11 protein-coding genes and 1 riboswitch are annotated in these 11,611 nt (G+C 73.0%); of the genes, 2 read left to right on the top strand and 9 right to left on the bottom strand.

Annotated elements, in window-relative coordinates; genetic code table 11:
• Positions 1–199: 199 nt before the first annotated feature.
• A riboswitch (FMN riboswitch) is annotated at positions 200–325 on the bottom strand.
• 195 nt (positions 326–520) lie between these two features.
• From AC060K_RS08475 to AC060K_RS08460, 4 genes are all read right to left on the bottom strand, one after another.
• On the bottom strand, positions 521–1,021 hold the full coding sequence (locus AC060K_RS08475) for a hypothetical protein (RefSeq protein ID WP_483764992.1): 501 nt from the start codon (positions 1,019–1,021) through the stop codon (positions 521–523).
• An 88-nt stretch (positions 1,022–1,109) separates the two neighbouring features.
• Positions 1,110–1,742, bottom strand: coding sequence for a DUF2306 domain-containing protein (locus AC060K_RS08470; RefSeq protein ID WP_483764991.1), 633 nt, complete (start codon positions 1,740–1,742; stop codon positions 1,110–1,112).
• 70 nt (positions 1,743–1,812) lie between these two features.
• The gene (locus tag AC060K_RS08465; RefSeq protein ID WP_483764990.1) at positions 1,813–2,487 is read right to left on the bottom strand and encodes a response regulator transcription factor; all 675 of its coding nucleotides are present in this window, start codon (positions 2,485–2,487) and stop codon (positions 1,813–1,815) included.
• Complete coding sequence (locus tag AC060K_RS08460; protein WP_483764989.1) at positions 2,484–3,704, bottom strand: sensor histidine kinase; 1,221 nt, start codon at positions 3,702–3,704, stop codon at positions 2,484–2,486. Before AC060K_RS08460 ends, AC060K_RS08465 begins: the two co-directional genes overlap by 4 nt.
• A 404-nt stretch (positions 3,705–4,108) precedes the next feature.
• On the opposite strand from AC060K_RS08460, the gene AC060K_RS08455 reads away from it, so the two are divergent.
• On the top strand, positions 4,109–5,728 hold the full coding sequence (locus AC060K_RS08455) for an HNH endonuclease signature motif containing protein (RefSeq protein ID WP_483764988.1): 1,620 nt from the start codon (positions 4,109–4,111) through the stop codon (positions 5,726–5,728).
• A 195-nt stretch (positions 5,729–5,923) separates the two neighbouring features.
• On the opposite strand, the gene AC060K_RS08450 is transcribed toward AC060K_RS08455, so the two are convergent.
• Positions 5,924–6,088, bottom strand: a complete 165-nt coding sequence (locus AC060K_RS08450; RefSeq protein WP_483764987.1) for a hypothetical protein — start codon at positions 6,086–6,088, stop codon at positions 5,924–5,926.
• Between the two features lie 456 nt (positions 6,089–6,544).
• Here AC060K_RS08450 and AC060K_RS08445 point away from each other — a divergent pair, with 456 nt between their 5' ends.
• Positions 6,545–7,018 (top strand): M15 family metallopeptidase, encoded by a 474-nt coding sequence (locus tag AC060K_RS08445; protein WP_483764986.1) that lies wholly within the window; start codon positions 6,545–6,547, stop codon positions 7,016–7,018.
• A 52-nt stretch (positions 7,019–7,070) separates the two neighbouring features.
• Here the strand turns inward: AC060K_RS08445 and AC060K_RS08440 are convergent, their stop codons facing one another.
• The 4 genes from AC060K_RS08440 to AC060K_RS08425 all read right to left on the bottom strand — a co-directional run bounded on the left by AC060K_RS08440 (position 7,071) and on the right by AC060K_RS08425 (position 11,565).
• Positions 7,071–8,327: an ABC transporter permease gene (locus AC060K_RS08440; RefSeq protein WP_483764985.1), complete on the bottom strand. Its 1,257-nt coding sequence runs from the start codon at positions 8,325–8,327 to the stop codon at positions 7,071–7,073.
• Entirely contained in the window at positions 8,324–9,262 is a 939-nt protein-coding gene (locus AC060K_RS08435; RefSeq protein ID WP_483764984.1) for an ABC transporter ATP-binding protein, read from the bottom strand. Before AC060K_RS08435 ends, AC060K_RS08440 begins: the two co-directional genes overlap by 4 nt.
• A 96-nt stretch (positions 9,263–9,358) precedes the next feature.
• Positions 9,359–10,093, bottom strand: coding sequence for a response regulator (locus AC060K_RS08430; protein ID WP_483764983.1), 735 nt, complete (start codon positions 10,091–10,093; stop codon positions 9,359–9,361).
• Positions 10,090–11,565, bottom strand: coding sequence for a sensor histidine kinase (locus AC060K_RS08425; RefSeq protein WP_483764982.1), 1,476 nt, complete (start codon positions 11,563–11,565; stop codon positions 10,090–10,092). Before AC060K_RS08425 ends, AC060K_RS08430 begins: the two co-directional genes overlap by 4 nt.
• Positions 11,566–11,611: the final 46 nt, after the last annotated feature.

Raw genomic sequence — 11,611 nt, 5'->3', positions numbered from 1 at the left:
ACTCCTCCGCAGGGATCGTGGGCTGCACCGCGGAGGGCCGTCCGTCAGCGCGCTCGACGAGTGCGCGTGGGGCCGGGCTGGGGTGGTCGTCATGTCGTCCTCCGGGCGTCGGTGCTCCGGGGTACGACGACGGGAGGCAGGGACGCGAAGTCCCCGCCGCACGACGCCACGGCGCGCACCGCCCAGGGCGGTGCGCGCCGCACGTGCTTCCTCCCATCCGGACTTTCACCGTCGGTCCTGGAGTTCCACCAGGTCAACCGCACCGAAGTGCGGGTCGCGGACTGTCACCGCCGGCTCGGAATTACACCGACCCCGGAGCACGTGTGCTGTGTGCTTGCCGGGCCAGGATGCCACATCCGCCGGTCCCTGAGGCCCGGGTGTGTCACGACGCACACTCGTTTGGCCCCCTCCTGGGTTTCCGGGCTGGTGGCGAGGTGGTGTGCGTTGCGGTGGGCGTGTTTCTTGGCGCTTGGCACACTATTTACTCTGAAGGGTTCGACTCCGGTCAGGACAGGGGTCCTCAGAAGGTGTGCTGGCCGCTGGGCCAGACCGTCGGCAGCCCGCCGTCCGGGGCCGGCTCCACGACGCCGTCGTACGGCGTGAGCGTGCGTACCACGTCGAAATGCGGGTCGTCCTCGACCAGGAGGATCACCTCGTCCTCGGTGTCCAGCGGGTCCCCCGAGGGGTACGTCTCGTTGCCGGCGTGGCAGGTGCGCGGCGTCGAGACGACCGTGAGCTCCTCCCCCGCCTCGACGTCGGCCATGTCTCCCTGGATGACCTCGTCGACCTCGACCACCCAGCGGTTGGCACGGACCCCCCAGAGGCGCTCGGTGCCGTCGTCGCGCACCACGCTGGCCCGGACCACCACCGTCGCACCCTCCGCGGCCTCGTCCGGCGTGTTGTAGACGGCCCAGTCGACACAGGTGGTCCCGGAGTCCAGACTGCAGCCGCCGAGCGTCAGTACCGTCCCCGCGAGGGCAGGCAGGGTCGCTGCCGCCCACTGTCCGCTGCGCCGTCGCATGGGCAGATCGTCCTCGGATCCGTGCGACACCTCAAGACTCCATGCGCGTTTCACCGGCGTGTCGCAGTATGAAATTTTGCGACATGGGTCAATGGCGCCGTCGGATGACCCACTCCGCCACCAGCACGTTGATCGCCCAGCCCCCGCCCATCACGAACGTGTTGGCAACCGGGTCGAGGCTCGTGGCGCCCGTCGTCAGCGCCACCGTGATACCGAGCACGCCCTGGGTCCCGGCGCCCATCGCGAGGGCGTAGGCCCGCATCATCCATGCCGGGTGGCTGACGAAGTCCTTCCGCACGGCAGCCAGGACGCCGAGGATGACGAACACCGCCATAGCCACACCCACCACGTACCGCATGGCGTTGACGACCTCCAGGCCGTCCGGCAGGTCGTAGGCCGCGGTCATCCAGAGGCCGCTGAGCGCGACGGCGAAACCCGCCGGCGCGAGGACCCGGCCCGCCCTGCGGTGCCAGGACCGCCGCCGCAGGGCGGGTGCGAACTGCAGCGCACCGCCCACGCCGTAGATCACGGCGGCCACGATGTGCACGACGACGGGCAGCGGGTCACCGACGAAGCGCGCGTTCTCCGGGGTGACGGCCGGGCTCGAGGCGAGGTCGCCGAGGCGGACCGCTCCCCCGAGCATCGGGATCACGGTGAGCAGGAGCAGCCCGGCGGGAACGAGCCACTCGCGGCGGGAGGTGCTGGCTGTGGTGGTGGTCATGACAGGAGCCTCGCGCGGCGGACCGTGGCGGGGCATCGGCCTATGGGCCGGTCCCCGGCGGCCGAAAGTACTAGCCGCGCCGCAGCCGGCCCGTGTCGTACGCCCAGAGCGCTATCTCCACCCGGTTCCGCACCCCGAGCTTGGTCATCAGGCGTGCCACGTGCGACTTCACGGTGCTGAGCGTGATGAAGAGCTCCTGCGCGATCTCCGTGTTGGTTCGCCCGCGCGCGACGGCCAGCAGGACCTCCTCCTCGCGCCGGGTCAGCGGTTCGAGGGGTTGCTCGGGGGGCTGTCCGCGCCCGGGCGCCCCGGGGGCGCCGTCGGCGAAGGCTCGCAGCAGGCGTGAGGTGACGCTGGGGGCGATCAGGGCGTCGCCCGCAGCCGCGGCGTGGACCGCCTGGGTGAGCAGCGCCGCCCCGGCGTCCTTGAGGAGAAACCCGCGCGCACCGGCGCGCAGCGCCGCGTACACGTACTCGTCCAGGTCGAACGTGGTGATGACGACGACGGCGAGCGGGTCGACGACGTCCGGTCCCGCCAGGCGGCGCGTCACCTCCAGCCCGTCGAGGCCGGGCATCCGCACGTCGAGGAGGCACACATCGGGCCGGAGCCTGCGGGCGAGCTCCACCGCCTCCAGGCCGTCAGCTGCCTGCGCCACGACCTCGATACCCTCCTGCGCGTCGAGGATCATCGCGAGCCCGGTCCGGACGATCTCCTGGTCGTCCGCGACCAGCACGGTCACCGTCACGTGTGGCCTACCCGGGGCAGGACAGCCTCGACCAGCCAGCCGCGGCCGTGCGGGCGAGGCTCAGCCGGATCGGCCTGGGTGGAAGCCGAGGCGGGGCCGGCCGCGAAGGTGCCACCCAGGAGGGAGACGCGCTCCCGCATCCCAGCCAGCCCGAGGCCCTCGCGGGCCTGGTGCGGAGGCGCGGTACCGTCGTCGGACACCCTCAGGCGGATGTGGGGGCCGTCCGCGGTCACGCCCACGACCACCCTTGTGGCGTCTCTCGCATGCCGCCTCGCGTTCGTGACCGACTCCTGGGCGAGGCGGTACACGGCCGCCCCGACGGCGGCAGGGAGGTCGTCGAGGCCGTCGGCGACCTGGACGTCGACCTGCGGCGGCGGCCCGCCCGCGAGCGACGCGAGCTGAGCGATCGAGGGGCCGGGCGCGAGCAGGTCGGCTCCGGCGGGTGCGTCGGTGCGGGCGGAGCCTTTAGGCTCGCCGGACTCACCGGGCGTTGCGAGCTCGTCGGCCCGCAAGATGCGCACCATCGTGCGCATCTCGGCCAGGGCCTGGGTGGCGGCGTCCTCGATGACGTGGAGCGCCTCGGTCGCGGCCTCCGGCCGCGTGGCGGACGCAGCCAGACCGGCCTGCGCCCGGACGGCCACGGCGGACATGTGGTGCCCGACGACGTCGTGCAGGTCCCGGGCGATGCGCTCCCGCTCGGCGAGCCTCGCCTGGGCGAGCTCCCGCGACCGGAGGCCCGTGCGGAACCGGGCGGCTGTCCCCGCCGAGCAGACCGCGGCGACGACGACGAGCCCGCCGACGGCGTCGGCCGGGCTGGTGAGGCCCGCCGCAGCGGTGAGGCCGAAGTTGCCGAGCAGGACCGCGCTGCCCAGGACGACCTCCCGGCCGCTTCCCCACCGGTAGAGGGCGTAGGGCAGCATGAGCATGAAGACGGTGGTGTACAGGTCGCCGTCCCGGCCCATGATCACGGACACCACGCCCGATGCTGTGAAGGCGATCGCGACGGTCCGGAGGGGATGCGTGCGACGCCAGAGAAGGAGCGGCGCGAGCAGCACGACCGTCACGACCTCGAGCCAGCGCCACGACGCGCCCGGGCGGAGCACCCCCTCGAGCACGGCGGCAGCTGGGAGCCCGCAGACCAGGACCCAGTCGCGCCAGACCCTGGAGGGTGCGCCCGGGGGACGCGGCTCGTCCCAGAGGGACCGGAGGGCGGACACGGGCTCATGCTAGGCCGCTCCCGTGACACGGGGACCGGCCGAAAGGAGGAGATCCGGCGGGGTCTCGATGGGGGCCGGGCCTCGACGGACTCCGGGCCCGCCGGGAATGGCGCTCGTGACTCGGGTTCGTGACTCGGGTTCGTGGCTCGTGGCTCGTGGCTCGTGGCAGGTGGCGTCGCTCGCCGGCGGGTTGCGCCTGCGGCGCTTGGCACACTTTTATTACCCCGACCACAAGTCCGACTGTCGCTCGTGATGGTGGTGTGCGGGTGGGAGGTCGACCACAGGTCGTGGTTTCGGGGTCTTGTGCACAGATTGGCTGGTCAGCGGGCCGTCAGAACGCTTGTTCGATAGGATGGGGAGGGTCAGGAACGGCCGGATCATGCGGGTTTCGAGGGGGTGTGGGGATGGTGATCGGAGCGATCGGTACGCGGCCCTCCGCGCCCGCCGCGGTGCCCTCGGGCGTCACCGCCATGCCCTCGGGCGTCGTCGGCGGGCACGCCACGGTGCCCCGTGCGACGCCCGCACCCGCGGGCCTGTCCTCTGCCGGGCCTGTCGCTGGGCGTTCGTTGGAGGTCGTGCTCGCGGAGCTGGAAGCGGTCGCGGATGAGTTGGTCGCGGTGGCAGGGCCCGCCGGGCTGGACGCCCTGGAGGTGGCGGGCGGGTTGGTGGTCGCGCGGCTGGTCGAGGCGGGGACCCGGGTCCGGGCCGTGACGAGCCGGTTGGACGCGTTGCGCCTGTCGTTCCTGCCCCGGGTCGAGGCCGACGGGCGGTGGGGCACCGGGTCGGGGGCCGGGGCGAGGTCGTTCGCGACCTGGCACGCGACCACCGCGAACCTGAGCGTGGCGACCGCCCGCCGGGAGGTGCGTGCCGCCCGGGTCCTGGACCAGGACCTGCCCGCCACGAGGGCCGCTGCCCTGGCCGGGACCCTCGGCCCCGACCACCTGACCATCCTGGTCAACGGGGCCCCCACCAGCCCGGCCCGCAAGGCGGCACTGGCAGCCCCCCTGCCCGGCACCGGGCCCGTGCCCGGCCCCGACGGCCCCTTCGGCCCGGACGGTCCGGCGGACGGCCCCGACGACCCGGCGGGCGGTCCGGGCGCGGACGGCGTGGAGGCGGTCTCGGGTGAGGTGTTCCTCCTGGCCCAGGCCCGCGCGTACCGGCCCGCGCAGTTCCGGCGGCTGGTGGCCCGGTTCGCGACCGTGACCGACCCGGACGCGGACGAACGCGGCTACACCACCGCCAAGGACCGTGAGCACCTGGAGCTGTCCAAGACGTTCGGCGGGTACCACCTGAGCGGGTTCCTGACCGACGAGCACGGCCTGACCCTGACAACAGCCCTGAACTCCGTCATGGGACCCCCGGCCCCCGGCACCGGCCGCACCACGACCCAGCGACGCGCCCAAGCCCTGGCAGACCTGGCCCGCATCGTCCTGGACAACGGCCACACCGGCACCGGCGCCGCAGTACGCCCCCACCTGACCGTCACCGTCTCCTGGACCGAGCTCACCACCCTGGCCACCCGCACCGGCAACACCCTCACCACAACCACACCAACCACAACCGGGACCGCCGCCACCCCGGGCGGGCTCACTGCGGGCGGGCTCACCCCCACGGGCGGGGCGGTGTTCACCGAGACCGGCACCCCCGTCCCCCCAGCCCTGCTCGCCAAGATCGCCTGCGACAGTCAGGTCACCCGGGTCGTGTTCGGCCCCGAGTCACAGGTCCTGGACGTGGGCCGCACCCGCAGAACCATCACCGGCGAGCTCCGCCGCGCCGTCATCGCCCGCGACCGGCACTGCACCTGGCCCGGCTGTGACGAACCACCCTCCCGCTGCGAAGTCCACCACGCCACCCACCACTGGGCCGCCGGCGGCCACACCAGCGTCCCCAACAGCGCCCTGCTCTGCTGGCACCACCACAACCACGTCGACACCAACCACATCACCATGACCCACCACAACGGCACCTGGAACTTCACCGACCATCACGGCAAACCCATCACCGAGCCCCGACCCTGGCAATGACTGGCGACGACTGGCGATAGCCGGTGATGACGGGCCCCGCGCTGCCGTCGGTCCCCGGCAACCCCTCCGTCAGCTCCGGCTCGGAGGCGGCATCGGCTGGGTGCGGGCGTCCTCGAGGGAGTCGCCGGACACCCGGACCGAGGCGTGCGAGTGTGCCGTGCTGTACCCGTACACGCCTCCGGGTGATCCGGCGGCTCAGCCGGCGCGACGGGCAGCCCGCTCGATGGCGAGCTCCAGGAGGGCCGCCGTCGCTCTGCGCTTGCGGTCCACGGGGTCGACGGTCAGCTCGTCGCCGGGGTTCCCGCGCGGCTCGGCCGGAGTCGCGGCGGCCGTCGCGGCGTACGCAGAGTGGTTCTCCATGTCGTCCTCCTGCTGACGGGGCGCTCGGGGTGGGCACCTCGTTGTCTCATGGTGCGATGCCGTCGTTTCCCCGGTGTTGCCGCCGTGGGACACGGACGTGACCGCTTCCCGGAGCAGGCAATCCGCGGACGCCCTGCGACGACCGCGTACCGCGCCTATCCAGGTCAGACTGACCGGGTGCCCGCCACCCGCCCCGCAAGACTCACCACTGTCCTCGCCACAGCGCTCGTCGCGACGGTGACGTGCGTCGGCTGTACGACGCCACAGAGCGGCACCGCCCCGTCCAGCGCCCCGCCGAGCAGCCCGAGCAGCCCGAGCAGCCCGGACAACCCGAGCCGCCCCGCGACGCCCGCGCCGGCGCCGCCCTCAAGCCCTCCACCGGCTCCCGCACCGTCACCTACCGCACCTGCTTTCGAGGCGACCGTCTCCACCCTGCCGCCCGAGGTGATCGACCGGATGACCGGGGTGTCCTGGCGGGAGGGCTGCCCCGTCCCGCTGGGCGACCTCCGGTACCTCACGCTCACGCACCACACGTTCGACGGCGGGACGGCGCAGGGCGAGCTAGTGGTCCATGCCGACGTCGCGGAAGGGCTGGTCGGGGTCTTCCGCGAGCTGTTCGAGGCCGGCTACCCCCTCCGGTCGGCGCGCCTGGTCGACGACTTCGGGGGGGGCGACGACGCCTCGATGGCCGCGGACAACACGTCGGCGTTCAACTGCCGCCCCGTAGCGGGCACCGGCCGGTGGAGCGAGCACGCGTACGGCCGGGCGATCGACGTCAACCCTGTGGAGAACCCGTGGGTCCGGGGCGACGCGGTGGAACCGCCGGCGGGGCGTCCCTTCGTGGGACGCCCCGCCGAACCGGGAGTGATCCTGCCCGGCGACCCCGTCGTGCAGGCCTTCGAGGCTGCCGGCTGGCACTGGGGCGGGTAGTGGGACTCGCCCCTGGACTACCAGCACTTCTCGACGACGGGCAGGTGAGCCGTCAGCCCTCCGCGGCCAGCGCCTTGCGCCAGGTGATCCTGCCGCCGGTCTGCAGCAGCGCACCCCGGTAGGCCCGCTCGCAGAGCAGCACCGCGCCCACCGTGAACAGCGCCATGACCACCAGCGACACTACGGGCTCCCACCACATCGCCTCGCCGGCGAGGACCCGGATCGGCATCGACACGATGGACGCGAGCGGCACGTACGACAGCACGACCTCCAGCACGCCGCTCGCGGAGAACGTCGCGACGTAGATGCCGATCAGGAGGAACGTGATCGGACCGGTCGTGTTCTGGAGGTCCTCCGTGCGGGAGGCGAGCGCGCCCGCCACGGCGAACAGGGCCGCGACGGCGATGAAGCCGACCGTGAAGAACGCGACGAACCAGATCAGCGTCGCCGAGATGGACGGCAGCATCGTGGAGAGGTCGGTGAACGAGACCCCGATCAGGCCCACCGCGGCGAACAAGAGGTTCTGCGCGAGGGCGATGACCGAGCTGCCGAGGATCTTGCCGGCGAGCACGTGGCGCAGGGGCACGGCTGTCGCGATGATCTCCGCGAGCCGTGACTGCTTCTCCTCGATGACGCTGCCCGCGATCATCACGCCGGACCCGAGCGTGCCCAGGTAGAACAGGAAGGCCAGGATGAAGCCCGCGAGGAACACCACCTGCGGGTCGATCGCGTTGCCGTCGAGGCGCTCCGTCTCCAGGGTGGCCCCCGCGGACAGCTCGGCGATCGTGGTCCCGGCGTCGGCCGCGTTGGCGGCGATGGTCTGCTCCTCGACGGTGGCCGTCAGCAGGGCGGACAGGTCACCCTCCGGCTCACGCCACCCGGACAGGGTCCAGCCGTCCGCGCCACTGGTCAGCCAGACGTCGGCGTCCTCCTCCTCGAGAGCGGTCCGCGCCGCGTCGGCGTCGGCCACCTCGACCGTCTTCAGGACGATCTTCCCGTCGTCGTCCTCGGCTGCCTCGCGGGCGGCGTCGAGCACGGTCGCGGCGTCGGCGTCCTGCGCCTCGACCGCCACCGTGTAGGTCTCGACCTTGCTGCCCTGCCAGGCGAAGAACCCCGTCAGGCCAGCGATCATGACCAGCGAGATCACCAGGCCGAACAGGAACGACTTGTTGAGCGCCCGCACCACGATCTCGCGGTTCATGACGATCAGCCAGGCGCCACGGTGGCCCTGCCCGACCCGTGCGGTGGGGGTGGCGCTCGCCTCGGGCGTGCCGGTCGCCTTCGGGGCCGGGCCGGTCGTGGCGGTCATGCGGTCACCTCGCGGTAGATCTGGGCCAGCGTCGGGCGGACGGGCGTGAACTCGTGGACGGGGCCGCGTCGGACGGCCTCCGTGAGGAGGAGCTGGCCGGCCGCGTCGTCGGTGAGCTCGACGAGCGCCTCGGGGCCGTCGACGTCGATCGCGTGGACTCCCGCCACGCCGCGGACCCAGCCGGCGTCACCGCCGACGACCAGGCGGTGCCGCACCGCCCCGACCCGCTGCAGGTCGGCGGGCGTGCCGGAGGCGACGACCTGCCCCTGCTTGAGGATGACGAGGCGCTCGCACAGCCGCTCCACCAGGTCGAGCTGGTGTGAGCTGAAGAGCACGGGCACGCCTCGGGACGTGTGCTCGCGCAGCAGCTCCACCATGCTCTCGACGGCTGCCGGGTCGAGGCCGCTGAACGGCTCGTCGAGGATCAGCGCCCGCGGGGAGCCCATGAGCGCGGCGATGACCTGCACGCGCTGCTGGTTGCCGAGGGAAAGCTTCTCGACGTGGTCCTTGGCTCGGCCCGCGAGGCCCAGCCGGTCGAGGTGCTCCAGCACCTCGGTCCGCGCGGCTGTGGCGGAGATCCCGCGGAGCCGCGCCAGGTAGACGAGCTGGTCGAGCACCGGCTGCTTCGGGTAGAGGCCGCGCTCCTCGGGCATGTAGCCGAACGCCCGGCGGTCCTCCTGGGTGACGGGCCGGCCGTCGAAGCGCACCTCGCCGCTGGTGATGGCCAGGACGCCCATCATCATCCGCATTGTGGTGGTCTTGCCGGCGCCGTTCCCGCCCACGAAACCCGTGAGCACGCCGGAGGGAGCAGTGAACGAGACGCGGTCGACGGCCCGCACCGGTGCGTCCGACGGGGAGCCGGCCGGCGCGCCGAAGACCCGGGTGAGGTCCACGACCTCGAGGTCGGCACCGTGCCTGCTGGGTGGTGTGGTCATGTGGCCCACGCTAGGCGGGGCGGGTGGCGGGCGGATCCGCCGCGGGGCGGAACCGCCGAGCTCCCCCTCTGGACGGAGCGACGACCTCAGCAGGGGTCAGACGAGACCGCAGCGGTGGGCGAGGACCACCGCCTGCACCCGGTCGCGCAGCTGCAGCTTGGCGAGGAGGTTCGAGACGTGCGTCTTGACCGTCGCCTCCCCGAGGAACAGCGTGGTGGCGATCTCCGCGTTGGACAGGCCGGTGCCGATCAGGACGAGCACCTCGCGCTCACGCGGCGTCAGGTCGGCGACCCGCGGGTCCACGTCGCGCGGTGACCGGGGGGCACCGGTGGCGGCCTGTCCGCCGTCGGCCACGGCGGGACCCTCGCCCGAGGCGACCAGCTGCTGGATCACGCGGCGCGTGACCTGGGGCGCGAGCAGGGCGTGCCCGGCCGCGACCGTCCGGACCGCCTCGACGAGGTGGTCCGCGTCCGAGTTCTTGAGCAGGAATCCCGAAGCGCCCGCCGCCAGGCCGTCGAAGACGTACTCGTCGTGGTCGAACGTGGTCAGGACCAGCACCTTCGCCAGGTTCTCGGCGACGATCCGGCGGGTCGCCTCGATCCCGTCCATGACAGGCATCTGCACGTCCATCAGCACCACGTCCGGGCGTAGCGACCGGGCGAGCTCGATGGCGGCACCGCCGTCGGCCGCCTCCCCCACCACCTCGATGTCGTCCTCCACCGAGAGGATGAGGGCGAACCCCGAACGGACGAGGTGCTGGTCGTCGACAAGCAGCACACGGACTGCAGGAGCAGGAGACGCGGCAGCGTGGTGAGCGTCAGTCCTGGTCACGGGCAGTCCTCAGGCAGGGGAAGGCGCACCCGGACACGGTAGCCGCCCGTGACGCGAGGACCGATCTCGGCGACCCCGCCGTGCGTCGCCACCCGCTCCCGGATCCCGAGCATCCCGAGTCCCGAGCCGGAGGTGCCCGAGCGGGCCCGGCCCGCGTCGAGCACCTCGACCTCCGCGAAACCGTGCGGGAACCGTTCTGTGCCCGCGGCGCCCGAACGCCGGTCCACCCGGACCACGACGCTCGCGCTCCTGGCCGTGGAGTGGCGCCGCACGTTGGCGAGCGCCTCCTGCGTGGTGCGGTACAGGCTGAGGCCCACGGCGGTGGGGACCGTCTTGGCCGCCTTCTCCGGCTCCTCGACGAGCCGGTACGTGACCTCCAGGCCGCCGTCGGCGTCCGCGAGGCGCGCGATGTCGTCGAGGCCCGGCTCGGGGGCGCGGCTCTCCGTCCGCGGCCGCGCGACGCCCGGGTCGCCCGGCGCCACCCCCGTCCCGACGGGGCCCTGGCCAGGGGCCGACGACGTCGCGGCGCCCGCGGGCGTCGGCGCCGGGACCGCCCAGTCCATCTCCCGCAACGTGCCGAGCAGCCCCCGCATCTGGCTGACGGCGTCCCGCGACGCCACCTCGATCGTGGCGAGGGGGGCCGCGGCTGCGTCCGGGTCCCTCGCCAGGAGCCGGCGGGCGGCGGCGGCCTGGATGCCGATGACCGACACGTGGTGCGCGACGACGTCGTGCAGCTCGCGGGCTATCCGCAGCCGCTCGGCGACGACCGCCTGCTGCTGGAGCTTGACGGTCTGCCGCTCGATCGTCTCCGCCTGCTCCGCGAGCTGCTCGCGGCGGCGCGCGGCGTGCCACATGTGCTGACCTGCCGCGAACGCCCCGCCGAAGTACGCCACGTTGGTGAGCCCCATATAGATCGTGTACGCGACGAACGGGCTGAAGAGGCCCGGCTGCGCCGGGCCCACCTCGTCGAGCCACGCGGTCAGTCCGGCGTCCACCGCGAACTGCCAGGCGAGCCACCCCAGCATCGCCAGGATCGCACCGGTGACCACCACCAGCATGGCGCGCCGGTCACGGGCCCAGGCCACGGCGGTGTACAGGGCGACGAAGTACACGACCTGCAGCGGCATCAGGGCCGGCACCATCGGCACGGTGAGGCCCACGCCGAGGAAATGGGCGTAGACGACCATCAGCACGACGAGCGGGAACCGGCGACGCCACGCGAGCGGCAGGGCGCCCGCGGCCGCCAGCAGGTAGATCAGCCAGGGAGGTTCGCCCGACTCCTCGAAGTAGCCGAAGCTACGGCCCAGCTCGGCGCCGAACACCGCCAGCGCCGTGAGGACGCCCGCCAGGTACAGGTCGTTGCGGTAGGCCCCGGGGGGCGGCACGCGCTCCCAGCCGACGTCCACGCCGAACCACTCGAGCGCGCGCTCGGTGCGGCGGGGTCGGCTGACGGGGGCGGTCGGACGGTCCACCCCGCCACCCTAGGTTCGGACGGCGGGGGACCGCCTCCCCCGGAAG

It is taken from the genome of Antribacter sp. NEAU-D49 (assembly GCF_057158775.1).
Note: the sequence above shows the minus strand (reverse complement) of the source record. Positions and strands in the feature narration are given on the sequence as shown.